Source organism: Mycobacterium sp. GA-1199, from assembly GCF_001500045.1.
In the GTDB taxonomy this organism is placed as follows: Bacteria; Actinomycetota; Actinomycetes; order Mycobacteriales; family Mycobacteriaceae; genus Mycobacterium.
In genome coordinates, this window is the sequence record NZ_LQIX01000034.1 from 21,154 (window position 1) to 45,325 (window position 24,172).

Consider the following 24,172-nt stretch of genomic DNA (forward strand, 5'->3'; position numbering starts at 1 on the left):
CCACATGCATATCGAAGCCCGGCTGTTCGAGTTCCTGACCGCGTTCTTCGTCCTCGCCGCCATCGTCTACGCGGTGCTGACGGCGATGTTCCAGTACGGCGGCATCGAATGGGCCGGCACCACCGCGCTGGTGTTGACCGCCGGCCTGACCCTGATCACCGGCACCTTCTTCCGGTTCGTGGCACGGCGCCTGGACACCCGGCCCGAGGACTACGAGGACGCCGAGATCAGCGACGGCGCCGGTGAGCTCGGTTTCTTCAGCCCGCACAGCTGGTGGCCGGTCATGATCGCGCTGTCGGCCTCGATCGCCGCGGTCGGTGTGGCGCTGTGGCTGCCGTGGCTCATCGTGGCCGGTGGGGCCTTCGTGATCACGACGGTCGCGGGCCTGACGTTCGAGTACTACACCGGCCCCGAGAAGCACTGACCGTCGAATCGGCCGCCGTGCCGATCGGTGCGGGCGGACAGGGCCACGGCCAAGGTCACAATCGGACCACCACTTGCGTCGGGAACCGTGGCGGGTGATCACGCCCGGTGACGGGGTTGGGTAGTGTTGCCGAGGCACGGTCAGTCGCCGCCGCTGAGCCGGGAGTCTGTGGCGTGCCGCGCCGGTTGAGTAGTCGAGAAGGATAGGCGTACATGAGCGGGCCGAATCCCCCGGATGACGAAGGTTCGGATATCCAGGGTCGGGAGCCGAGTCAGGAACCGGACCAGGCCGGCGGTGAGCAGCCTGCGCCGGACAGCAGCGACACGGATTTCTACTCGCGGGCGTACTCGGCGCCGGAGTCCGAGCAGTTCACCGCGGGACCGTACGTACCGGCCGACTCGTCGCTGTACGACTACGACAACTACGAGCAGGCCGAGCCGGTCGACCAACCCGCACCGCCGCGGTGGCCGTGGGTCGTCGGCGTCGCGGCGATCATCGCGGCCATCGCGCTGGTGGTCTCCGTTTCGGTGTTGGTGACCCGCACCGACACCGACAGCCTCGCAGTACCGGAGACCTCGACCACGACCGTGGCGCCCCCGGTACAGGACGAGATCACGACCACCACGCCGCCGCCGCCACCTCCGCCTCCACCGAGCGAAGAGCCACCGCCACCGCCGCCCGAAACCGTGACGGTGACTCAGGAGCCGCCGCCTCCGCCGCCCGCACCTGTCGAACCGCCACCGCCACCACCGCCGCCGGAGACCACGCCGCCGCCGGCGCCGCCGCCACCCACGACGACCCGTTCGGGCCCGCGACAGGTCACCTATTCGGTGACGGGAACCAAAGCACCGGGAGACATCATCACTGTGACCTATATCGACGCCTCGGGCCGTAGCCGGACCCAGCGCAACGTCTACATCCCGTGGTCGTTGACCGTGACGCCGATCTCGCAGTCCGAGGTCGGCTCGGTGCAGGCGTCGAGCCTGTTCCTGGTCAGCAGGCTGAACTGCTCGATCACCACGAGCGATGGCACCGTGCTGTCGTCGAACACCAACAACGCCGCACAGACCAGCTGCTGATGACATACGAAACCGACGCGTCGGGGCGCTCGCGGTTGACCCCCGGCCTGGACCCCAGCGAACTCGACCGCACCGACCGCATCCTGCTCGGCTCGTGCGCGGCGATCTGGCTGGTCGCCCTGGGGACCGGGGTCGCCGCGACGGTGGCGCTGGTAAACCTCGGGCGGGGGCCGACGGAGTCGTCCGGGGATGCCGGGACGCCGTGGCTGCTCTACACCGTCATCGGGATCTCCGCGGTGGTCATCATCGGAGCGGTCCCGCTGCTGTTGCGCGCCCGACGGGACGCGCTGGCCGAATCGCCGCAGCCGCATGCCGACGGGCCCGCCCCGGCCGCCTCACCGGCTCCCGGCCGGGCACGGCCGATCGACCCGACACCGCCCACCGAGAAGTTGCCGTACGCGGCCCCGCGCCAGGAGCGCACATTCGAGGCGCCGGAGCCCGCGTCCACCGCCGTGGAGCTGTTGTGGCTGCGCTGCGCGGTCGCGATCGCCTGCGCGATCGGCATCGCCATGGTGGCTATCGGTGTTGCCACCTATCTGATGGCGGTCGACAGCAATGTCGCGGCCTGGATCTTTTATGCACTGACCGCTCTGGTCACCCTCGCCATGCCCGTCGTGCCGTGGTTCTACCTCAAAGAACTACGCGCCCTGCTCGATCAGCAGGGCGCGTAAGTCCTTCTTCGGTTCTTGCCGGCCGCCTCAGTGGTGGCCGTTGGACGAGTCTCCGTCCCGGGAGCCGTGTCCGTTCGACGGGCTGTTGCGCTCCTGGTGCTCGGCCAGCGCGGTGAGCGCCTTGCGCTCGCCGGCGTGCAGAGCCGCAGTGAGGGCCTCGTGCTCTTCGATCGGATCGGCCGTGAGGAAGCTGCCGGTGCCCGGCGCCCCCGCGGAGCCCAGCTTGTTCATCCGCTTCGGGATGGCAGCGCCCTGGTACTCCAACGGAATCGGGTGACCGTGCTCGTCCACCGGACCGAGCGGCTGGTGCAGCTCGATGTAGGCACCGTGGGGCAGCCGCTTGATGATGCCGGTCTCGATGCCGTGTTCGAGCACCTCCCGGTCGCTGCGCTGCAGGCCGATTGCCCACCGGTAGGCGATGTAGTAGACGATCGCGGGCAGCACCACCATGCCGATGCGGCCGATCCACGTCGTCGCGTTCAGCGAGATGTGGAACTTCAGCGCGATGATGTCGTTCATCGCACACAGCGTGAACAGCATGTACAACGCGATCGCCGCCGACCCCAACGCGGTTCGCACCGGGGCGTCACGCGGACGCTGCAGCAGGTTGTGGTGCGCGGTGTCGCCGGTGAGCCTCTTCTCGATGTACGGGTAGGCGATCAGCAGCGTGAACACCAGTCCCATGAACAGGGCGACCCAGGTGGACGCCGGGACGGTGTAGTTGCCGAAGTAGAGCTCCCACGGCGGGAAGATACGCGCCACACCCTCGGTCCACATCATGTAGAAGTCCGGCTGGCTACCCGCCGACACTTGAGATGGCTTGTACGGCCCCAAGTTCCAGACCGGGTTGATCGTCAGTAGTCCACCCATCAGGCCGAGGATGCCGACCGTCATCGCGAAGAAGGCGCCCGACTTCACCGCGAACACCGGCATGACGCGCACGCCGACGACGTTGGTCTCGGTGCGGCCCGGGCCGGGGAACTGGGTGTGCTTTTGGAACCACACCAGGGCCAGGTGAAGCCCGATGAGCGCCAACATGATTCCGGGGATCAGCAGGATGTGCAGTGCGTACATCCTGGGGATCCAGTATCCGTCTTCGTTGCACATGTATCCGACGCCGCCGCAGGGGAAGTCGCCGCCGAACAGGGCCCAGTGCAACCAGGTGCCGATCACCGGCATGCCGAGCGAGATCGATGAGAGCGCGGCCCGCAGCCCGATGCCCGACAGCAGGTCGTCCGGCAACGAGTAGCCGAAGTAGCCCTCGAACATCGCCAGGATCAGCAGCAGGGCGCCGATCACCCAGTTCGCCTCACGCGGGCGCCGGAAGGCGCCGGTGAAGAAGATGCGGGCCAGGTGGACCATGATCGCCGCCGCGAACAGCAGTGCGGCCCAGTGGTGGATCTGACGGACGAACAACCCGCCGCGGACCTCGAAGCTGATGTCGAGCGTCGACGCGTACGCCTTCGACATCTGGACCCCGCGCAGCGGCTGGTAGACGCCGTTATAGGTGACCTCGGCCATCGACGGGTCGAAGAACAGCGTCAGGTACACGCCGGTGATCAGCAGCACGATGAAGCTGTAGAGCGCGATCTCGCCCAGCAGGAATGACCAGTGGGTCGGGAACACCTTGTTCAGCTGGCGCCGCACCGCTGCCGACGGGTGATAGCGCGAATCGATGGCATTGCCCTGTGCCGCAGCGACTTCGGCGAGCTTCGGCGGCTTCGGCAGTGATGGACTCATACTGTTTTCCGTTCCCAGAAGGCCGGCCCGACGGGTTCGATGAAGTCGCCGTTGGCGACGAGATACCCGTCCTGGTCGATGGTGATGGGCAGCTGCGCCAACGCGCGCGCAGCCGGGCCGAATATGGGCTTGGCGAAGTGCAACGCGTCGAACTGAGACTGGTGGCACGGGCAGAGGATGCGATACGACTGCTGCTCGTAAAGCGACGAGGGGCAGCCCAGGTGAGAGCAGACCTTGGTATAGGCGAACAGATCGCCGAAATTGAAGCTCTCCTGACCCTTGCGCTTGACCACCCGCGGCAGGTCCTGTGCCTTGATCCTGATCAGCATGACGGGATTGCGCACGCCCATCGCGATCTCGGCGAGGTGGTGGTGCGACTCGACAGTGGTTCCGTCGCCGTCGGATTCGCGCCACGGGAACACCGTCTCCATGCCGCCGGCGTCGATGTCCTCGGGCCGCATCTTGACGAAGGTGCCGGTGCCGGTGGAGCGGGCCAAGAAGATCGTCTCGCCCTGGTATCGCGGCGTCCAGCCGGACGTCCACAGCACGGCCTTCTTGCCGTCGGCGGTCTGCACAACCGGCTTCCACGGGTTTTTGATCAGACCGCCCGCGAACGCCACCAGCGTGCCGAGGCCGAACGCGCCGAGGCCGATACCCAGCGAGAGGCCGACCAGCTTGCGCCGCTTGATCGTCGAGCCTTCGAGCGCGTCAGTCAGGTTCGCCACGACCGTCTTGCGGTGGATCTCGGGGGAGGCGCCGTCATGGCGTTCCTGGATCGAGATCTCCTCGGGGATGAACTTCTTCTGGTACAGCACCGCGCCGATGCCGATCGCCAGGATCGACAGCCCGAACGTCAACCCGTACAGCGGCGTGGTCAGGCTGAACAGGAACTCGCCCTCGGAGCCGTAGGGCACGTACTCCCACGGCCAGAACAGGAACACCAACAGCAGCGCCAGGCCCGAAAAGCCGCCCAGCAGAAGCCAATACGAGACCACGCGGCCGGCGCGCTTCTCGGCCTTGGTGTCGGGGACCGGCCAGCGGTCCTCCTTGTAGACGATCTCGACGCCGTCGAGTTTGCCGCCGAGTTCGACCAGCTCCTCGCGTGACATCGCCGCCAGTTCGGCGTCCGTGGGCTGACCCGGTACACCGGCCTGACCGGGTGCGTCGGTGCCCTTGGGGGTGTTCTCGGTGCCGTTGCCCGGCTCGCTCATGCTCGCGCTCCGATCCACAGGGCCGCGGCGATGACGGCCACCATGCCGATGATCCAGGCCGCCATGCCCTCGGGCGCCGGGCCGAACCCGCCGAGGCCGTAGCCGCCGTAGCTCGGTGCCTCCGCCGACTCGCGGACGTAGGCCACGATGTCGCGCTTCTCATCCGGCGACAGCTGCCGGTCCGAGAACTTCGGCATGTTCTGCGGGCCGGTCAGCATCGCGGTGTAGATCTGCGCGGGCGTGGCGTTGCCGAGGTCGGGAGCGTACTTGCCCGACGACAGGGCGCCGCCCTTGCCGGTGAAGTTGTGACACGACGCGCAGTTCAACCGGAACAGGTCACCACCACGGGCGACGTTATCGCCCAGCAGCGACTCCTGTGCGACGCGTCCGTTGTCGTCGCGCGGGACGACCGGGCCGCCGCCGTTGGCCTGCACGTAGGCGCCGAGCGCGTCGGTCTGCGCCTCGTCGAACAGCGGGGGCTTCTCCGGGGCCTGGGCCTCACCGCGCATCGCGGGCATCCGGCCGGTGGAGACCTGGAAGTAGACCGCCGCCTCACCGACGCCGATGAGGCTGGGGCCGCGGTCCGGCACACCTTGGAGATTGACGCCGTGGCAGGTCACGCAGGAGGTGTCGAACAGCTGCTTACCCGTGCGCAACAGCGCCGACTGCGATTCGTCGGCGACCGCGACCTGCGGCGTGGGCGTCAGCGTGGCGGCCAGACCACCGGCGACGCCCAATCCGAGCAGCAGCAGCACAGCACCTGACAGGCGCCGGCGTAGCCGACGGCGCGACTTGTCGGTCATCGATCTCCTTCTCATCGGATCGATCGGCACGTCAAGCCGATCAACGGACACATCGGCGAGCCGCTCATCTTACGAAGTAAATGACGGCGAACAGGGCGATCCAGACGATGTCGACGAAGTGCCAGTAGTACGACACCACGATCGCGGCGGTGGCCTGCGCCGGAGTGAACTTACTCATCCGGGTTCGAGCCAACAGGATGAGGAAGGCGACGAGGCCGCCGATCACGTGCAGTCCGTGGAAACCCGTGGCCAGGTAGAACACCGAGCCGTACGCGCTGCTGGAAATGGTGGTGCCGTGCTTGACCAGTTCGATGTACTCGTAGCCCTGGCCGAGGACGAAGAACAGCCCCATCGCGAAGGTGAGCGTGTACCAGCGGCGCAGCCCGAACACGTCACCGCGTTCGGCGGCGAACACGCCCATCTGGCAGGTGAACGACGACGCGATCAGCACCAGCGTCACCGGTACGGCCTGCATGAGGTTCAGCTCCGTCGGCGGCGGCGGCCATTCGCCCGCCGCTTGCGAACGCGCGGTGAAGTACATCGCGAACAGGCCAGCAAAGAACATCAGCTCGCTGGACAGCCAGACGATGGTGCCGACACTGACCATGTTCGGCCGGTTCAGCGAATGTACTCGCGACGTGATTGCGGTTCCCGAGGTCCCTACAGCGCTCGTCACAGGTGCAAGTATGACGCTTTGTAGTTGTCGATCTCCACCCGGGTCGGCGTTTCGTCATAATCGCGTGGTGGCTTCTCCCAAAAACCCCGATTCCTTAACGTGGCCCCGGATCCTCGGCCGCCTCACCACCGGTCAGTCGCTGGAGAACGGGCAGGCGGCGTGGGCGATGGACCAGATCATGACCGGCGCGGCCACCCCTGCCCAGATCGCCAGCTTCGGGGTGTCGATGCGGATGAAGCGCCCGACGTCGGCGGAGGTCACCGAGCTGGCCGACACCATGCTCAAACACGCGCGCCGCGTCCCCACCGACGTGATCGGCACCGCGACCGTCGACGTGGTGGGCACCGGCGGGGACGGTGCCAACACCCAGAACCTGTCCACGATGGCGGCCATCGTCGTCGCGGCCGCCGGGGTGCCGGTGATCAAGCACGGGAACCGCGCCGCGTCGTCGTTGTCCGGCGGCGCCGACACGCTCGAGGCGCTCGGGGTGCGCATCGACCTGGGTCCCGACGACGTCGCGCGCAGCGTCACCGAGATAGGCATCGGGTTCGCGTTCGCGCCCCACTTCCACCCGTCGTACCGGCACGCCGGCGTGGTGCGCCGCGAGATCGGGGTGCCGACGGTGTTCAACCTGCTCGGTCCGCTGACCAACCCGGCCTCGCCGCGCGCCGGGCTGGTCGGTTGCGCGTGGGGGGAGCTGTCCGAGGTGATGGCAGGCGTGTTCGCGGCCCGCGGGTCCAGCGTGCTGGTGGTCCACGGCGACGACGGTCTCGACGAGCTCACCACCACCACGACCAGCACCATCTGGCGGGTACAGGCGGGCACGGTCGAGCGGCTGAAGTTCGACCCCGCAGCGTTCGGCTTCAAGCGTGCCGAAATCTCGGAACTGGTCGGCGGTGATGCCGAGGCCAACGCGGCGTCGGTGCGCGCGGTGCTCGGCGGTGCGCCGGGGGCGGTGCGCGACGCCGTGATCCTCAATGCCGCGGGCGCGCTGGTGGCGCACGCGGGGCTAGCCAGCGACGCCAAATGGTTGCCGGCCTGGGAGAGCGGGCTGGCCAAGGCGGCCGAGGCCATCGACTCCGGGGCGGCCGAACAGCTCCTCGCGCGTTGGGTGCGGTTCACTCAAAAAGCCTGAGCGGGTTGTCTTTTCGATCTGTTCTGCGGCCAGCCGCGCCGAGCGTGCCGACGCGACCCATGCCGCCCACCGGCCCGCAGCATGCACCGGCGAGCAGTAGCCGTCGTCGGCGCGCACGATGCGCACCCCGGTTTGGTGCAGCCACCGCGCGATCAGGGCCGTCTCCTCGACCAGCGCGCCGCCCAGCGGGGCTGCGGAGGGCAGAACGGCTTGTGCGCCGGCGCAGATCGCGTCGACCACCGGCATCGGAGGCACACCGCGCGGCGCGTTTCCCGCCGCGGCCAGTTGGCCGTTGTGGATCACCGCGAGGTGCCATCCGCCGTCGCCGTCGGGGCGTGCGGCCACCAACTCGGTGACGGCGGTCAGGGCCCGAAGTCGTTGGCCTCGCCACAATCCGTCGATCGCGGCGGCGGCGTGGTCGCGTAGCCGGGCGGCGGTCTCGTAGCGGCCGCGGTCGGCGAGGTCGGCGACCTGGGCCAGCACCGCGGCCAGCGCCCGGCCGTCGCGGCCGGCCATCAGGTCGGCCGCCTGCGCGACCGTCTCGGCGTACCGGTCGGCGCCCACGTCGCGGGGCGCCGGGCACGGTGACAACTCCCGGTCCGGGCAGGCCGGGCCGTGCACCGCGCTGCGCCCCAGCTTCTTGGTGCATGTCCGGACCCCGGTGAACCGGGCCAGCAGCGCGGCGGTGTCGACGGCGTCGGCGCGTGCACGGAACGGGCCGATCACCGCGTCGTGCTTGGGGGTGCGCACGATCGAGAAGCGGGGAAAGGCCTCGTCGGTCAACGTGATCCACCACCATCGGTGCGGAAACTTCGACCGGCGGTTGTAGGGCGGGGCGTGCGCGGCCAGCAGTCGTAGCTCGCGCACGCCTGCCTCGAGATCGTGTGCGCATTCGACGTGGTCGACCGCGGTGGCCAGGGAGGCCATCTCCTTGATGCGGATGCGCGAGTCGGAGCCGTTGAAGTACTGCCCGACGCGTCGCCGGAGGTTGACGGCCGTGCCGACGTAGAGGACCTCGGCGCCGGGGCCGCGAAACAGGTAGACGCCGGGGGAGTGCGGCAGAGCCGCGGCGAGGTGGCGGTTGCGCCGCTGCGCCGGGGTGACGTCGGGTAGGTAGGACCGCAACTCGGTGTAGGTGTGCACGCCCTGGTTGCCGACGCGCTCGATCAGCCTGTGCAGGACGTCGACGGTGGCGCGGGCGTCGTCGAGTGCGCGGTGCGTCGGGGTGGTGCTCGCGCCGAACAAGCGGGCCAGCGCGGAGAGGCGCACGCTGGGGGCCTCGTCGCGGGTGAGGACCCGGCGCGCCAGTTTGACCGTGCACAGCACCGGCGGCCGCGGCCAGGCGATCTGAGCGCGTTCGGCGGCGGCCCGCAGGAACCCGATGTCGAACCCGGCGTTGTGGGCGACCAGCACCGCCCCGCGCGAGAACTCCAGAAAAGCCGGCAGCACCGAGTCGATCCGGGGCGCGTTGCACACCATCGCGGTGGTGATCCCGGTCAGCGCCACGATCTGCGGCGGGATGCTGCGGCCCGGGTCCACCAGCGTGGCCAGTTCGCCGAGCACGACGCCGCCGCGCACCTTGACGGCCCCGATCTCGGTGATCTCGTCGTGGTGGTCGCCGCTGGCGCGGCCTCCGGTGGTCTCGAGGTCGACGACGACGAACGTGGTGTCGTGCAGGGAGACGTCAGCCTGCCGATCGACATCGGCGAAGCTGAGCTGGCTCACGGCTCGACGGTAGAAAACCCCACCGACACCTTCGGGTTGCCACGCGGACCCCGAAGGACTTGTCGGTAGCTCCCGATAGCGTGCGGACCGCACCGACCGAGAGGAGCCATTCGTGGGCACGGTGAAGATCGACTGCGACGACTGCGCGGTGCGCGGACCCGGATGTCAGGACTGCGTCGTGAGTGTTCTGCTGGGCGTACCCGACACCTTGCTCGACGACGAGCGTCGAGCGTTGGAGGTGCTCGCCGATGTGGGGCTGGCGCCGCGACTGCGGCTGGTACCCATCCGCCGGGAGGGCAGTTCCGGTGTCGCCTGATGACACGCGGCGTGGCGGGCGACGGAACGAAATATGAGCTGCCTGTTAAATTTGCGTCTTCTGTTGGACAATCCCCGATGCCGTTTCGTAACCTGTCTGAGACCTAAGGGCTATTCGACACGGCTTCGTTCCGGAAGTTGAAGGACGCAAAATCTTGAGGCTCGACCACACGCGCTTGACCATTCGTGGGTTCCTTCGCCCCCTCGTCAGCGCGATAGTCGGTATCACGTTTTTCGCAAGTTTCTTCGCGGTCAGTGTGCAGGCCGATCCGGCCGATGATGCGCTGGCTAAGCTCAACGAACTGTCGCGACAGGCCGAGCAGACCACCGAGGCGATGCACTCGGCGCAGCTCGATCTCGACAACAAGCTGGCCATCCAGCGGGACGCCGAGGCCAAGCACGCCGCCGATGCGGCAGCGGCAAACGCGGCCCGCGAACAGTTGGCAAACTTCCAGACCGCCGTCGACAAGGTTGCCGCGGCCCAGTACATGGGCGGCAGAACCGATGGACTGGACGCGATCCTGACCGCCGGCTCGCCGCAGGGCCTCATCGATCAGTTGTCGGTGCAACGGGTGATGGCCGCCGAGATGTCGGCGCAGATGAAGAGCTACCGCGAAATCGGCAGGCAGGCCGCCCTGGCCGAAGAGGCCTCCGCGAAGTCGGCCGCCGCGGCCAAGACCGCCGCAGAGCAGGCCGCCGCCGTCCGGGCCGACCTGCAGTCCAAGCAGAGCAGGCTGCAGGTGCAGATCGCCGTCGTGAAGTCGCAGTACGAGGCGCTGACACCGAACCAGCGCGAGGCGCTCGCGGCCATTCCGCCGATGCCTCCGGTGCCCGCATCCGCGCCGGTGCCGCCGGGCGGCGACCCCGCGATCATGGCCGCACCGCCCGCACCCGGCGCCATCCCGCCCGGAGATGTCGCGACCCCGGGCAGCGGACACTCCGCGACCGTGATCCAGGCCGCGTTGAGCCGTATCGGCTCGCCGTACTCGTGGGGCGGATCCGGACCGAACGCATTCGACTGCTCGGGGCTGGTCATGTGGGCGTTCCAACAGGCCGGCATCTCGCTGCCACACTCCAGCCAGGCGCTGGCCCGCGGCGGTCAGCCGGTCTCACAGGACCAGATGCAGCCCGGTGACGTCGTCAACTACTACTCCGACGCGTCGCACTCGGCGATCTACATCGGTGACGGAATGATGGTGCACGCCTCGACCTACGGCACGCCGGTGCGAGTCGCCCCGGTGGACAATGCGCCGATCTACAACGTCCGCCGTTACTGACCGCCGGGGTGTCGCGCATGCGAGGAGTAGGTCTCGGCTCGCGGCGCTGCTCATCGCCGAACTCGTCTTCGCGCTGCTGATCGTCGGCCGCTCCGAGGTCCCGTCCGGGCCGATGGTGGCCACACCCGCCGCTCCGGCGTCGCTGACCACACCCGTCGCGGCATCGCGCGTCCACACACTCGTCGACGGCCGTGCGGTTCGATTGACGAACCTCGGCGGGGCGCGGACCGAGCGGTTGCTGTCCCGGATCGAGGCCGAGATGGACGGCGCCGCCGCGGCGGTCACCGCGTTCTGGGGCCCGCAGTGGCCGCGCGAGATCGTGATCGCCGTCGCGGGCACCGACGCGCAGTTCGCAGCGATCGGCGGCGGTGACATTCACACCGCGGCCACCACCACGCCCGAGCGGATCACGTTCGCCCCCGGCGCCGCCGACCTGAGCGATACCGCGTTGCGAATCGTGCTGCGCCACGAACTGTTTCACTACGCGGCCCGTGCCCGAACCGCATCTGACGCGCCCCGCTGGATCACCGAGGGGGTGGCCGACTTCGTCGCCCGGCCCGCGACACCGGTGCCCGACGCCTCGCTTCTCACGCTGCCCAGCGACGCCGAGCTCTCCGGGCCGGACCGTTCGCTGGCCTACGACCGGGCCTGGTGGTTCAGCCGGTTCATCGCCGACCGGTTCGGCGCAGGCGCGCTACTCGAGCTGTACCACCGGTCGTGCGGACCAGGACACCCCGCCGTCGCGTCGGCGGTGCGCGACACCCTGGGTATGGACCTCGACGCCGTGCTCGCCCAGTGGCGGCAGTGGGCGAGTGGGTGACGTGAGCCGGGTTCTGTTGGTCACCAACGACTTTCCGCCGCGGCGCGGTGGCATCCAGTCCTATCTGCAGGCGCTCGTCGACCACCTCGTCGCCGACGGGCGGCACACTCTGACGGTGTACGCGCCGAAGTGGAAGGGCGCCGACGAGTTCGACCGGGACGCGCCGTATCGGGTCGTGCGGCACCCGACCACCCTCATGCTGCCCGAGCCGTCCGTGAGCAGCAGAATGCGGCGCCTCATCGAGCAGACCGCCGCCGAGACGGTCTGGTTCGGTGCGGCGGCCCCGCTGGCGTTGATGGCGCCGCTGGCCCGCGGCGCAGGCGCGCGCCGGGTGATCGCCAGTACACACGGTCACGAGGTCGGCTGGTCGATGTTGCCCCTGGCCCGGAATGCTCTGCGGCGCATCGGATCGGGCACGGACGCGGTGACCTACGTCAGCCAGTACACGCGGCGCCGGTTCGCGTCGGCGTTCGGCCCGCATGCCGCGCTCGAACACCTGCCGCCGGGTGTCGACACCGACCGGTTCACGCCCGATGAGTTCGCGCGAGCGCAACTACGGGCGCGCTACCGGCTCGGCAACCGACCCGTCGTCGTGTGTCTGTCCCGCCTGGTGCCGCGCAAGGGCCAGGACATGCTGATCCGGGCCATGCCCGCGATCCGGCAACGCGTGCCCGATGCCGCGCTGGTGATCGTCGGCGGCGGGCCCTATCGGTCCACCCTGCACAAGCTGGCGCACAGCTTCGGGGTGGCCGAGGACGTCGTCTTCACCGACGCCGTTCCCGGGGACGAGTTGCCCGCCCATCACGCCATGGCCGACGTGTTCGCGATGCCGTGCCGCACCCGCGGCGCCGGACTGGACGTCGAGGGTCTGGGCATCGTCTACCTCGAGGCGTCGGCGACGGGGGTTCCGGTGGTGGCGGGCCGGTCGGGTGGGGCGCCGGAGACCGTGCGCGACGGGGAGACCGGCGTGGTGGTCGACGGTTGGGACGTCGGCGCGATCGCGGCGGCGGTCGGCGATCTGCTGTCCGATCCCGACCGTGCGGTCCGGATGGGCGCGGCGGGCAGGCGCTGGGTGGTCGACAACTGGCAGTGGCACACCCAGGCGAAGCGACTGTCCGACCTGCTCTATCCGGTGTAGATCGCCTCGATGTCGTCGGCGAACTTCTGCGCCACCACCTTTCGCTTGACCTTCAGCGTCGGGGTCAGCTCGCCGGTGTCTTCGGTGAAGTCCACCGGCAGGATTCGGAACTTGCGAATCCCCTCGGCTTTGGACACCGCCTGATTGGCTTCCTTGACCGCGAGGTCGATCTCGGCGACCAAATCCGGATCGGCGGCCAAATCGCCCACCGAGGCGCCCGCGCTCTTGCTGTTGCGTACCTTCCAACCCTCGATCGCCTCGGGGTCGATGGTGATCAGCGCCCCGATGAAGGGTTTGGCGTCGCCGACCGCCATCGCCTGGCTGATGAGCGGGTGTGCGCGCAACCGGTCCTCGAGGATCGCCGGCGCGACGTTCTTGCCGCCCGCGGTGACGATGATCTCCTTCTTGCGGCCGATGATGGTCAGAAAGCCGTCCTCGTCGATCGCGCCGAGGTCGCCGGTGTGGAACCAGCCGTCGGAGGAGAAGACCGCCTTCGTCTCCTCCTCGTTCTTCCAGTAGCCGTTGAACACCACGCCGCCCCTGACCAGCAACTCGTCGTCGTCGTTGAGGCGCATGCTGTTGCCCGGCAAGGGTGTTCCGACCGAACCGACCTTGACGTTGTCGACTCGGTTGACCGTGATCGCGGCGCTGGTCTCGGTGAGGCCGTAGCCCTCGTAAATCGTCAGCCCCACGCCGCGGTAGAAGTGGCCGAGCCGTGCGCCCAGCGGAGCGCCGCCGGAGATGGCGGCGTGGCAGTTGCCGCCCAGCGCCGCGCGTAGTTTGCCGTACACCAGGCGGTCGAACACCGCATGCTTGGCGCGCAGCAGCAGGCCGGCCTTGCCGCTGTCGAGCGACTTGCTCCACTCGATCGCGGTGTCGGCGGCCATCTCGAAGATTCGGCCCTTGCCGTCGTTGCGGGCGTTCTGCTCGGCGGTGTTGTAAACCTTCTCGAACACGCGCGGCACCGACACCACGAGCGTCGGCTTGAACACCGCGAACGTCGGCACCAGGTTCTTGATGTCGCTGGTGAAGCCCAGGGTGACTTTGTAGGTGAACGCCGCGAGCGTGATCGCCCTCGCGAGCACGTGTGCCAGCGGCAAGAACACCAGCATGCGCTCGCCCTTGTCGAGCAGCGTCGGGAAGCACTCCTTCGCGCCGCGAATCTCGTAAACCAGGTTGGAGTGGGTCAGCTGGCAACCCTTCGGCTGACCGGTGGTGCCCGAGGTGTAGATCAGCGTCGCGGGTTCGGCGGACGCCAGACCGGCCAACCGGTCGTCGAGTTGTTCGGCGTCGACCGACTTTCCCGCCTCGGCGAGTTCGTCGAGCGCCTGCGTGCCCGCGCTTTCGATGCACAACACTTCCCGGAGCCCGGGCAGTTCGTCCTCGAGGTGCTTGATCCTGTCGGCGTGCGCGTCGGTCTCGACGATCAGCAGCACAGCTTCGGAGTCCGACAGCACGAACTTCACCTGCTCGGGCGAACTGGTCTCGTAGATCGGCACGGTGAGCGCTCCGGTGGCCAGGATCGCGAAGTCCAGGATGGGCCATTCGTAGCGGGTCGCCGACATGAGCGCCACGCGGTCACCGGGCTGCACCCCCTTGGCGATCAGGCCGAGCGCGGCGGAGCGAATCTGGTCGGCGGCCTGCTTGCTCGTCACATCGGTCCACGAACCGTCGACGAGGCGCTGGAAGATCACATGGTCGGGATCGTCGCGCTCATGGTCGAACACGGCGCGCACGACACTGTCGTGCTCTTCCACCGTGAAGGACGCGGGCACACTGAACTCACGCACGGTCTTGACCTCTCGATACGGCTGCTCTTGCCACATCCACCCTAGTCGGCCGGCATCGGGCCGGGCAGGCTCGTATGTGAAGCTGGTATGCCATGAACAGCATTCAGATCGCGGACGACACGTTCGTCGCGGCGGACCCCGCCGAGGTCGGCCGCTACGTCGCCGATCCTGCGAGCTGGCGTCGTTGGTGGCCAGACCTGCGGCTGACCGTGGTGGAGGATCGCGGCGACAAGGGCCACCGCTGGACCGTCACCGGGGCGCTCGTCGGGACGATGGAGGTCTGGCTGGAACCGGTGCTCGACGGCGTCGTGCTGCACTACTTTCTGCACGCCGAACCGGCGGGGGTGGCGGCGTGGCAGCTGGCCAAGATGAATCTGGCGAAGATGAACCACCGGCGGCGGGTCGCGGGTAAGAACATGGCATTCGAGGTGAAGCAGCGGCTGGAGGCCACGCGCCCGGTGGGTGTGTCGCCGTTGGCCTGAGGCTTCGGCCGTCGACGACAGGGGAGGGTAGATTTTCAACGTGGCGGACAAGACGGCGCAGACCATCTACATCGATGCCGATCCCTCGACGGTCATGGACGTCATCGCGGACATCGGGTCCTATCCGGACTGGGTGGCCGAGTACAACGAGACCGAGGTACTCGAGGCCGACGCCGACGGCTATCCGAAGACCGCTCGGCTGGTGCTGGATGCCGCCGTCCTCAAGGACACCATGGTGTTGACATACAACTGGCCGCCTGATCGCCAGTCGGTGACGTGGTCGCTGGTGTCCAGCTCGCTGCTGAGGTCGTTGGAAGGCGCATATCGCCTGTCGCCCAAGGGATCAGGGACCGACGTGACCTACGAGTTGTCTGTCGATCTGATCATTCCGATGATCGGGCTGCTGAAACGCAAGGCCGAACGGCGCCTCACGGACACCGCGTTGAAGGACCTCAAGAAACGAGTCGAGGCTGAGTGAGCGCCAATGCCACCGGCCCGCCTGTCGCCAAGATCGGTCTGTTCGTCGGCAAGGGCGGGGTCGGCAAGTCGACGTTGGCGACCGCCACCGCCGTGCGTGACGCACGCGCGGGGCTGCGGGTACTGATCGTCTCGACCGATCAGGCGCACTCCATCGGCGACGTGCTCGCGGTGACCGTGACACCGACCGGCCTGCGTCGGCCCACCCGGGTGTTCACCGATGACGCCGACGCCGGCGGCGGAGCACTGGACGCGCTGGCGTTGGACACGCTGGCCCTTCTGGAGGTGCGGTGGCGTGAGATCGCGGGCCTGCTGTCCGACCGGTTTCCGGAGTCCGATCTGGGAAGCGTTGCTCCCGAGGAACTTTCGGCGCTACCAGGTGTTCAGGAGGTGCTCGGGCTCTACGAGGTGGGTGAACTGGCCGCCTCCGGGAACTGGGACCGGATCGTGGTCGATTGCGCGTCGACCGCCGACGCGCTGCGCATGCTCACCCTGCCCACGACGTTCGGCCTGTACCTGGAGCGGGCCTGGCCGCGGCACCGGCGGCTGTCCACCGGATTCGACGACCCGCACTCCGCGGCCGTCGTCGCACTGTTCGAACGCATCAGCGCGGGCACCGAATCGCTGGGCGCGATGCTCACCGACGGCTCGGTGGTCAGCGCCCATCTGGTGATGACCGCCGAGCGGGTGGTGGCCGCCGAGGCCGCCCGCACGCTGGGTTCGTTGGCGCTGATGGGCGTGCAGGTGGCCGAGCTGATCGTCAACCAGATACTCGTACAAGACGATTCGTTCGAGTATCGCAACTTGCCCGAACATCCCGCCTTCGACTGGTACACCGAACGGATCTCCGAACAGCGGGCCGTGCTCGACCAGCTCGACGCGACCATCGGCGATGTCCAACTCGTCTTGGTTCCGCATCTGGCCGGCGAGCCGATAGGCGCGAAGGCGCTCGGAGAGCTGCTCGACAGCGCACGGCGCCGCGACGGGTCACCCCCGCCGGGGCCGCTGCGCCCGATCGTCGACCGCGAGTCGGGCTCCGGCCTCGAATCGGTGTACCGGTTACGGCTAGAGTTGCCGCAGGTCGACTCCTCGGCGCTGACGCTGGGCCGAGTCGACGACGATCTGATAGTCGGCGCGGGCGGATTGCGGCGCCGGGTCCGATTGGCGTCCGTGTTGCGAAGATGCGTCGTCGTGGACGCCCAACTGCGGGGGTGTGAGTTGACCGTGCGGTTCCGACCGAATCCGGAGGTGTGGCCGAAGTGACTACGCCACACGGCGATCTCGGACCGGAGTTACGGGCGCTTGCGCAGGCCATTCTCGACAGGCTCGACCCCGCGGTGCGTCTGGCCGCGGCGCGTGCGACGACCGGTTCCGCGGGCAAGTGCCAGCAGGTCTGGTGCCCGGTGTGTGCGCTCGCTGCCCTGGCGGCGGGCGAACAGCATCCGTTGCTCACCGTCGTCGCCGAGCACAGCGTCGCCCTGCTCACCGTGGTCCGGGCGATTCTCGACCAGGCGGGAGAAGGCCCGACGGGTCCGGACGGGCCCCCGCCGCCGCCACCGCACGATCGGGGACCGAACGGCTCGGCTCCGCCGCCCGCGCCGGGGCGCTATCAGCACATTCCGGTAACTGTCGAGGAGTAGTCTTGCGCGCTGTGGTCGCATCCACAGTGCGTGGGTAAAGTTGTCGCAGAACACCGGCCGGTGTTCGATCACCGGGAGGGCCCATGTGGTATTGGCTGTTCAAGTACATCTTCATGGGCCCCCTGCTGTCATTGCTGGGACGGCCGAAAGTCGAAGGGCTGGAGCATGTTCCGTCGTCCGGCGCGGCGATTCTGGCCAGTAACCACCTCGCGGTCGCAGACAGTTTCTATCTGCCCCTGGTGGTGAGCCGCAGGATCACGTTCCTGGCCAAGGCCGAGTACTTCACCGGCACCGGGCTCAAGGGTTGGTTCACCCGGTGGTTCTACACCGTCGCCGGTCAGGTGCCGATCGACCGCACAGACGCCGACAGCGCGCAGAGCGCGTTGAACACCGCGGCGCGGATCCTCGGCGAAGGCAAGTTGCTCGGGATGTACCCGGAGGGCACCCGCTCACCGGACGGTCGGCTCTACAAGGGCAAGACCGGTCTGGCCCGGTTGGCGCTGGAGACCGGTATGCCGGTCATTCCCGTCGCGATGATCGGAACCGACGTCGTCAACCCACCCGGCAGCAAAATGTGGCGTTTCGGCCGAGTCCAGGTGAAGTTCGGGGCGCCGATGGACTTCAGCCGGTTCGAGGGGCTGGCGGGCAACCGCTTCATCGAGCGCGCCGTCATCGACGAGGTGATGTACGAGCTGATGCGGCTGTCCGGGCAGGAGTACGTCGACCTCTACGCCGCCGACATCAAGGAGGGCAGGGCCGACGACTCGACAAAGCCGTCGGCCCGAATGCCAGAGGTAGCCGCCGGCTGAGCCCGGCTAGTTGACCGCCGGTACCGGCGACGCGTCGAGGACCGGTGTGCTGCGGGTCGCGGGTGCGGCCGTACCCGCGACGGTGCCGGCGACCACGATGACCGCGAGCGCCCACCACACATACGAACCGCCCGCCAGCTGGCGCCACAGCGATGCGGCGGTCTCCTGGTGCTCGGGCATCAGCGTGATCGGTGTCCACACCATCAACGCGAAGCCCGCGGCCGCCACCACGCCCAGCGCCGCGTGCCTCGTCCGATAGGCGACCAGAGCGGTGACCAGCAGCGTGGGCAGCGCCCACACCCAGTGGTGCGACCACGACACCGGCGAGACCACCAACCCGAACATCGCCACGCAGATCAGCGCCAGCACCGGTTGATCGGCCCTGAGCACGCGTCGAACCGCCCACACGGTGATCGCCAGCACAGCGAAGCAGGCCGCGGTCCACAACACGAACCGTGGCCCTTCGCTCAGCCCCAGCCGAGCCAGAGCGCCGGCGATGTTCTGGTTCGTGTTCAACGTGGCCGTACCGATGCGATCGGTGTTGCGCACGGTTTCGGTCCAGTACTCCAGCGAGTCGCGCCAGGCGAATGCCACCCCGATCAGCGTGGCGACGACGGCGGACACCGCGGTGACGATGACCGCGCGAACGTCGCGCCGCAGCAGGAAATACAGCAGGAAGACCGCCGGGGTGAGCTTCAGCGCGATCGCGAGTCCCAAGAGCATGCCGCGTGGCCATGGTGTCCGCCGCGGCACACAGTCGGCGATCACCAGCGTCATCAGCACGACGTTGATCTGGCCGAAGTCGAAGTTCGACCGGATCGGCTCCAGGTAGACCACCGCCGGGGCGACGATCGCCGCGGCCAGCCACGCCTGGCGCAGCCACGCGGGTTCGGCCGTCACCGACGCCTGGGCCCAGACATCGCACCGGTGCAGCACGATCGTCACCGCGACGATGAGCAGCACCAGGGTGGTCACCGTGATCGCGACGCTGGCCGCTTCCAGCGACAGCAACGCGAACGGGGCGAACACCACGGCCGCCAGCGGCGGATAGGTGAACGGCAGATCGAGGCCGCCCCGGGTGTGGAACATCGCTCCGTCGGCGTAGAGCGGCCGGCCGTCCAGCCAGGCCTGCCCGCCCATCCGGTAGACATCCACGTCGATGCGGTAGGGCACGCGGCCAAGCACACGCCAGCCGGCCCAGGCCAACGCCGCCAGGGTCAGCAGCTGGAACAGCCGCCAGGCGAGCGTTGGCCCCCAACCAGCCCCGCCGGGCGACCGCCACGTACTCATGTCGCTGACCAGACTATCGGGGCGCCCCGCCGTGTCGGCCGGTATACCGGGCGCGACACGCGCTGGTCATTCTGCTCCTCGCGTGCGCGGCGGTCGGCGTAAGTTTTCTGGGTGCTCGCGGATCTACACCTCGTTTTCGGCGTCCCGCATGCGCGGGTGCCGCTCATGTACTGCCTGATCGCGTTCATCCTGACGTTCTTCGTCACCCGCACGATCGTGCGGTACATCCGCAAGCATGCCGACAGCGATGCGCCGCGCAAGTGGTGGCAGCCGCGCAATATCGGTACCGGTAGTGGATTGCACATCCACCACGTGGTGATCGGCGTGGTGCTGGTCATGATCTCCGGTGTGACGATGGTGACGCTGGGTGTCGACGGGGGAGTACCCGAATTCACGGCGGCGGCAATCTTTTTCGGAATCGGTGCAGCGCTGGTGCTCGACGAGTTCGCGCTGATCCTGCATCTGCAGGACGTGTATTGGGCCGAGGACGGCAGGACCTCGGTCGATGCGGTCTTCGCCGCCGTCGCCGTCGCGGGCCTGCTGATTCTGGGCTTCAACCCGCTGTCGTTCTTCGACATCGACATCTGGCGCAACGACCACTCGCTGCTCGTGCGCGCCGGAGTGGTCGTGGCGGCCGTGCTGACGTTGATGCTGGCCGTCATCGTGCTGCTCAAGGGCAAGGTGTGGACCGGGCTCGTGGGGATGTTCGTGACCCCGCTGCTGTTCGTCGGTGCGATCCGGTTGTCGAGGCCGCACGCGCCGTGGGCGCGGTGGCGCTACACCAACCGCCCGCGCAAGATGCATCGGGCGCTGGAGCGGGAGCGCTGGCTGCGCCGACCCGTGGTGCAGGCCAAGCTGTGGCTGCAGGACGCGATCGCGGGTATGCCCAAGTTTCCCGACGACGCGTTGGTCGACGAGCAGCTCGACCGCGAGATCCACGCCGCCCCGGCCCCCAAGGATCGGTCGGTCTCGACCGAACCCGAGAAGGAACCCGCGTAGTGCGCTACTTCTACGACACGGAATTCATCGACAACGGGCGCACCATCGACCTGATCTCGATCGGCGTCGCCGCCGAGGACGGCCGCGAATACTACGCGGTCTCAACGGAATTCAACCCCGACCGGGCAGGCAGCTGGGTCCGCAAGCATGTGCTGCCCAAACTCCCGCCGCCGGCGTCGCAGCTGTGGCGCTCGCGCCGGCAGATTCGCGCGGAGCTCGAGGACTTCTTCGGAATCGACGGGGACGAGCCGATCGAGCTGTGGGCGTGGGTGGGCGCCTACGACCATGTCGTGTTGTGTCAGCTCTGGGGTCCGATGACCGACCTTCCACCCGCGATACCGCGCTTCACCCGCGAGTTGCGTCAGTTCTGGGAGGAGCGTGGTTCACCGCGCATGCCGCCGCGCCCGCGCGACGCCCACGACGCGTTGGTCGACGCCCGCCACAATTTGCGGCGGTTCCAGCTGATGACCTCCGGTGATGCGTCGGGCCAGCGGTGAAAAGCACATGTCGCGGGCCGTTACCATGAACGGGTGAACTGGACCGTCGACGTACCCATCGACCAGCTGCCCTCGTTGCCGCCGCTGCCCGATGAGCTGCGGCAGCGGCTCGATGCCGCACTCGCCCAGCCCGCGGTGCAGCAGCCGACGTGGGATGTCGAAGCGGCGAAGACCATGCGCACCGTCCTCGAAAGCGTTCCGCCGGTGACGGTGCCCGCCGAGGTGGAGCGGCTCAAGAGTCTGCTGACCGCCGTGGCCCGCGGCGAGGCGTTCCTGCTGCAGGGCGGCGACTGCGCCGAGACCTTCGTCAACAACACCGAACCGCATATCCGGGCCAACCTGCGCGCGCTGCTGCAGATGGCCGTGGTGTTGACCTACGGCGCCAGCGTGCCGGTGGTCAAGGTGGCCCGCATCGCAGGCCAGTACGCCAAACCGCGCTCGGCCGACATCGACGCGCTCGGCCTGCGTTCCTACCGCGGCGACATGATCAACGGTTTCGCGCCCGACCCGGCGGTACGTGAGCACGACCCGTCGCGGCTGGTCCGCGCGTACGCCAACGCAAGCGCCGCGATGAACCTGGTGCGGGCCCTGACCGGTTCGGGCCTCGCGTCGCTGCATCTGGTGCACGACTGGAACCGCGAGTTCGTCCGCACGTCGCCTGCGGGTGCCCGGTACGAGGCGCTGGCCGGTGAGATCGACCGGGCGCTGACGTTCATGAGCGCGTGCGGGGTCGACAACCGCAACCTGGAGACCGCCGAGATCTACGCCAGCCACGAGGCGTTGGTGCTGGACTACGAGCGCGCGATGCTGCGGCTGTCGGAGACCGATCAGGGTTCGAAGCTCTACGACCTGTCAGCGCACTACGTCTGGATCGGCGAGCGCACCCGTCAGCTCGACGGCGCGCACATCGCGTTCGCGGAGGTGATCGCGAACCCGATCGGGGTCAAGCTCGGCCCGACCATGACACCGGAACTGGCCGTCGAGTACGTCGAACGCCTCGACCCGAACAACGAGCCCGGCCGGCTGACGCTGGTCACCCGCATGGGTAACAACAAGGTGCGCGACCTGCTGCCGCCGATCATCGAGAAGGTGCAGGCCACCGGCCATCAGGTGATCTGGCAGTGCGACCCGATGCACGGCAACACCCACGAGTCCTCGACCGGCTACAAGACCCGCCACTTCGACCGGATCGTCGACGAGGTGCAGGGCTACTTCGAGGTGCACAGGGCGCTGGGCACCCATCCCGGCGGCATCCACGTCGAGATCACCGGTGAGAACGTCACCGAATGCCTTGGCGGGGCGCAGGACATCTCGGACGCCGACCTGGCCGGACGCTACGAGACCGCGTGCGACCCGCGGCTGAACACCCAGCAGAGCCTGGAGCTCGCGTTCCTGGTCGCCGAGATGCTGCGCGACTAGGAGTGCTGGCAACGAATGTCAGGCGCCGCCTGACGAGATGATCCCTACGCCAGTCGGCAGAGCGGATCGGCTATGCCGGGCGACAAAACCGCGGTGCCTCGGCGGACTCACTCCAGCGATTCGTTGGCCGACGAACGCACGCAGGCGGCGGCGTTGGCTACGTGCGTAAGTCATCTATCCGCCGTCGCGGCTCTTCGGGCCAGGACACGTAGATCACGAAGTTAGCGCCAAGTAATAACGGATGCAAAATACATTCGGAAGACTATGTTTGCCAGATTCGTACTCGTCAATAATGAGTCCGTAACTGCTTGCTGAAGAGCAGGGGTGAATGTGGAGCAAGTCGACAGGCGCAAGGACGCGCCCGTTGTTCCGGACACGGGCGACGTGGTGACTGTTCGCAACCGAACAGCTTGCTGCACATGTAGTTGGAGGGGGCGGCGGCGCCTCTTGCGGTCCGTAGCCATCCACGACGCCCTGTTACATGCAGCGCAAGCGGGCTGTGCACCCGGTGTGCCGTTGGTGTGGGACCGGGTGCGCGACTAAATCAGGTGGGTGAGGTTGCTGCCCGCCGCCCACGCGGCCGCGGCGATCAGCGCCGTCAGCGTGATCACGGTGATCACCCAGAACAGCAGTGCTCGCCGGGAGCGCTGCCGCGCCCAGTAAAACTCTTGGAGCTCGATTCCGGCGAACCGTCCCGACACTGGCTGGTATTCGGCTTCGGGGGGTTGCCAGTCCTCGCGCGGGAGCGTCCGCGTCGCCTGCCGCGGCGCGGGTGCAGCTGCGGCCGGGGACGCCGGAGGATGGGGAAGAGGAGCCGAGGCGTGCTGGGCGGAGTTGCGCGGTGTCGGCACCCGGAACGGCGGCAGACCGAGTTCGTCGACGATCGCGTCCAGGTCGTCACCCATCTCCCGGGCATCGGCGTAGCGCTGAGCCGGATCGCGGGCGGTGGCGCGCAGCACCAGGTCGTCGAACTGCGCGGGGACGCCCGTGATCACCGTGCTCGGTGCCGGGACGTCGTTGTCCATCCGCTGATACGCCACGGCAAGCGCCGAGTCGCCCGCGAACGGGGTGCGGCCGGTCAGCAGTTCGTAGGTCAGGATGCCCGCCGAGTAGACGTCGCTGCGCGGATCGGCGTCGCCGGTGCTGACCTGTTCGGGTGACAGATACGCCGCGGTGCCCAGGATGACGCTGGTCGAGGTGATCTTCGCTTCGGCCACCGCCCGCACCAGTCCGAAGTCGGCGATCTTGACGTCACCGTCCTCGGAGATCAGCACGTTCTCGGGTTTGACGTCGCGGTGCACCAGGCCGGCGCGGTGCGCTGCGGCCAGCCCGCCGAGGACCGGGCCGAGCACCGCGGCGGCGGCGTGCGGGGGCATCGGCCCACGCTCCCGCAGCAGTTCGCGCAGCGTGCCGCCCTCGACGAGTTCCATCACCAGGAAGGGGGGAGGGCCGCCGATGCGTCCACCGCCCTGGTCGTACACCGCGACCAGACCGGGGTCGGTCAGCCGGGCCACCGCGCGTGCCTCGCGCTGGAACCGGGTCAGGAACTGTGAGTCACCCGCATAGCGGCTGTCCATCACCTTCAGCGCGACCGGACGATCCAGCCGCAGATCGAGCCCGCGGTACACCGCGGACATTCCGCCGGTCGCGATCATCACGTCGACGCGGTACCGACCGTCGAGCACGGTTCCCAGCAGCGGGTCCGTCATCGGGTAGGCATCCACCGGAGACATGTTACGGAGCGCGACACCGGTG

At 68.2% G+C, this 24,172-nt stretch carries 23 protein-coding genes and 1 pseudogene; 16 read left to right on the top strand and 8 right to left on the bottom strand.

Annotated features, from left to right (window positions below; all coding sequences use genetic code 11):
- The first annotated feature begins 4 nt into the window (after positions 1-4).
- From AU198_RS18160 to AU198_RS18170, 3 genes are all read left to right on the top strand, one after another.
- Positions 5-424: a cytochrome c oxidase subunit 4 gene (locus tag AU198_RS18160; RefSeq protein WP_064349916.1), complete on the top strand. Its 420-nt coding sequence runs from the start codon at positions 5-7 to the stop codon at positions 422-424.
- A gap of 212 nt (positions 425-636) precedes the next feature.
- Positions 637-1,503, top strand: a complete 867-nt coding sequence (locus AU198_RS18165) for an MmpS family transport accessory protein (RefSeq protein WP_064349918.1) — start codon at positions 637-639, stop codon at positions 1,501-1,503.
- Positions 1,503-2,174, top strand: a complete 672-nt coding sequence (locus AU198_RS18170; RefSeq protein WP_064349920.1) for a DUF2561 family protein — start codon at positions 1,503-1,505, stop codon at positions 2,172-2,174. Before AU198_RS18165 ends, AU198_RS18170 begins: the two co-directional genes overlap by 1 nt.
- A gap of 27 nt (positions 2,175-2,201) precedes the next feature.
- On the opposite strand, the gene qcrB is transcribed toward AU198_RS18170, so the two are convergent.
- From qcrB to ctaE, 4 genes are all read right to left on the bottom strand, one after another.
- Positions 2,202-3,914: a cytochrome bc1 complex cytochrome b subunit gene (gene qcrB / locus AU198_RS18175; RefSeq protein WP_064349921.1), complete on the bottom strand. Its 1,713-nt coding sequence runs from the start codon at positions 3,912-3,914 to the stop codon at positions 2,202-2,204.
- Positions 3,911-5,125 carry a cytochrome bc1 complex Rieske iron-sulfur subunit gene (qcrA, locus tag AU198_RS18180; protein WP_064349922.1) on the bottom strand — a complete coding sequence of 405 codons (1,215 nt, stop codon included), beginning with the start codon at positions 5,123-5,125 and terminating at the stop codon, positions 3,911-3,913. The genes qcrB and qcrA overlap by 4 nt, the downstream gene beginning before the upstream one ends.
- The gene (gene qcrC, locus AU198_RS18185; protein WP_064349923.1) at positions 5,122-5,928 is read right to left on the bottom strand and encodes a cytochrome bc1 complex diheme cytochrome c subunit; all 807 of its coding nucleotides are present in this window, start codon (positions 5,926-5,928) and stop codon (positions 5,122-5,124) included. The genes qcrA and qcrC overlap by 4 nt, the downstream gene beginning before the upstream one ends.
- A 64-nt stretch (positions 5,929-5,992) precedes the next feature.
- The gene (gene ctaE / locus AU198_RS18190; RefSeq protein ID WP_066842775.1) at positions 5,993-6,604 is read right to left on the bottom strand and encodes an aa3-type cytochrome oxidase subunit III; all 612 of its coding nucleotides are present in this window, start codon (positions 6,602-6,604) and stop codon (positions 5,993-5,995) included.
- A gap of 10 nt (positions 6,605-6,614) precedes the next feature.
- Between ctaE and trpD the strand changes: the two genes are divergently transcribed.
- A complete protein-coding gene (trpD, locus tag AU198_RS25880; RefSeq protein ID WP_502689303.1) occupies positions 6,615-7,739 on the top strand; it encodes an anthranilate phosphoribosyltransferase in 1,125 nt (374 codons plus the stop codon).
- On the opposite strand, the pseudogene AU198_RS18205 reads toward trpD, so the two are convergent.
- A pseudogene (locus AU198_RS18205) lies at positions 7,677-9,584 on the bottom strand (DEDD exonuclease domain-containing protein); the annotation flags it as partial. The gene trpD and the pseudogene AU198_RS18205 overlap by 63 nt on opposite strands.
- On the opposite strand from AU198_RS18205, the gene AU198_RS18210 reads away from it, so the two are divergent.
- The 4 genes from AU198_RS18210 (at position 9,577) to AU198_RS18225 (ending at position 13,014) form a co-directional block, all read left to right on the top strand.
- Positions 9,577-9,780 (top strand): hypothetical protein, encoded by a 204-nt coding sequence (locus AU198_RS18210; protein ID WP_064349930.1) that lies wholly within the window; start codon positions 9,577-9,579, stop codon positions 9,778-9,780. The pseudogene AU198_RS18205 and the gene AU198_RS18210 overlap by 8 nt on opposite strands.
- A 154-nt stretch (positions 9,781-9,934) precedes the next feature.
- On the top strand, positions 9,935-11,056 hold the full coding sequence (gene ripC, locus AU198_RS18215; protein ID WP_064349932.1) for a peptidoglycan hydrolase RipC: 1,122 nt from the start codon (positions 9,935-9,937) through the stop codon (positions 11,054-11,056).
- Positions 11,025-11,876 carry a hypothetical protein gene (locus AU198_RS18220; protein WP_064349934.1) on the top strand — a complete coding sequence of 284 codons (852 nt, stop codon included), beginning with the start codon at positions 11,025-11,027 and terminating at the stop codon, positions 11,874-11,876. Before ripC ends, AU198_RS18220 begins: the two co-directional genes overlap by 32 nt.
- A 1-nt stretch (position 11,877) precedes the next feature.
- Complete coding sequence (locus AU198_RS18225; RefSeq protein WP_064350187.1) at positions 11,878-13,014, top strand: glycosyltransferase family 4 protein; 1,137 nt, start codon at positions 11,878-11,880, stop codon at positions 13,012-13,014.
- Here the strand turns inward: AU198_RS18225 and AU198_RS18230 are convergent.
- Positions 13,002-14,804, bottom strand: coding sequence for an AMP-dependent synthetase/ligase (locus AU198_RS18230; protein ID WP_064350188.1), 1,803 nt, complete (start codon positions 14,802-14,804; stop codon positions 13,002-13,004). The two genes, AU198_RS18225 and AU198_RS18230, sit on opposite strands and share 13 nt — an antisense overlap.
- A 92-nt stretch (positions 14,805-14,896) precedes the next feature.
- Between AU198_RS18230 and AU198_RS18235 the strand changes: the two genes are divergently transcribed.
- The 5 genes from AU198_RS18235 to AU198_RS18255 all read left to right on the top strand — a co-directional run bounded on the left by AU198_RS18235 (position 14,897) and on the right by AU198_RS18255 (position 18,212).
- Positions 14,897-15,286, top strand: a complete 390-nt coding sequence (locus AU198_RS18235; protein ID WP_064349937.1) for an SRPBCC family protein — start codon at positions 14,897-14,899, stop codon at positions 15,284-15,286.
- A gap of 40 nt (positions 15,287-15,326) precedes the next feature.
- Positions 15,327-15,764, top strand: a complete 438-nt coding sequence (locus tag AU198_RS18240) for an SRPBCC family protein (RefSeq protein ID WP_064349938.1) — start codon at positions 15,327-15,329, stop codon at positions 15,762-15,764.
- Positions 15,761-17,026 (top strand): ArsA family ATPase, encoded by a 1,266-nt coding sequence (locus AU198_RS18245; protein WP_082691089.1) that lies wholly within the window; start codon positions 15,761-15,763, stop codon positions 17,024-17,026. Before AU198_RS18240 ends, AU198_RS18245 begins: the two co-directional genes overlap by 4 nt.
- Positions 17,023-17,403, top strand: a complete 381-nt coding sequence (locus AU198_RS18250) for a hypothetical protein (RefSeq protein ID WP_064350190.1) — start codon at positions 17,023-17,025, stop codon at positions 17,401-17,403. The genes AU198_RS18245 and AU198_RS18250 overlap by 4 nt, the downstream gene beginning before the upstream one ends.
- Before the next feature lie 83 nt (positions 17,404-17,486).
- Complete coding sequence (locus AU198_RS18255) at positions 17,487-18,212, top strand: lysophospholipid acyltransferase family protein (protein ID WP_064349940.1); 726 nt, start codon at positions 17,487-17,489, stop codon at positions 18,210-18,212.
- Positions 18,213-18,218: 6 nt separating this feature from the next.
- Here the strand turns inward: AU198_RS18255 and AU198_RS18260 are convergent, their stop codons facing one another.
- Positions 18,219-19,502, bottom strand: a complete 1,284-nt coding sequence (locus tag AU198_RS18260) for a glycosyltransferase family 87 protein (protein ID WP_064349941.1) — start codon at positions 19,500-19,502, stop codon at positions 18,219-18,221.
- Between the two features lie 165 nt (positions 19,503-19,667).
- Here AU198_RS18260 and AU198_RS18265 point away from each other — a divergent pair, with 165 nt between their 5' ends.
- The 3 genes from AU198_RS18265 to AU198_RS18275 are packed head-to-tail and all read left to right on the top strand — an operon-like array spanning position 19,668 to position 22,417.
- Complete coding sequence (locus AU198_RS18265) at positions 19,668-20,501, top strand: hypothetical protein (protein ID WP_231744723.1); 834 nt, start codon at positions 19,668-19,670, stop codon at positions 20,499-20,501.
- Entirely contained in the window at positions 20,501-20,998 is a 498-nt protein-coding gene (locus tag AU198_RS18270; RefSeq protein ID WP_064349946.1) for a polyadenylate-specific 3'-exoribonuclease AS, read from the top strand. Before AU198_RS18265 ends, AU198_RS18270 begins: the two co-directional genes overlap by 1 nt.
- A gap of 33 nt (positions 20,999-21,031) precedes the next feature.
- A complete protein-coding gene (locus AU198_RS18275; RefSeq protein WP_064349947.1) occupies positions 21,032-22,417 on the top strand; it encodes a class II 3-deoxy-7-phosphoheptulonate synthase in 1,386 nt (461 codons plus the stop codon).
- Between the two features lie 539 nt (positions 22,418-22,956).
- Here the strand turns inward: AU198_RS18275 and AU198_RS18280 are convergent.
- Entirely contained in the window at positions 22,957-24,150 is a 1,194-nt protein-coding gene (locus AU198_RS18280; RefSeq protein WP_064349949.1) for a protein kinase domain-containing protein, read from the bottom strand.
- Positions 24,151-24,172: the final 22 nt, after the last annotated feature.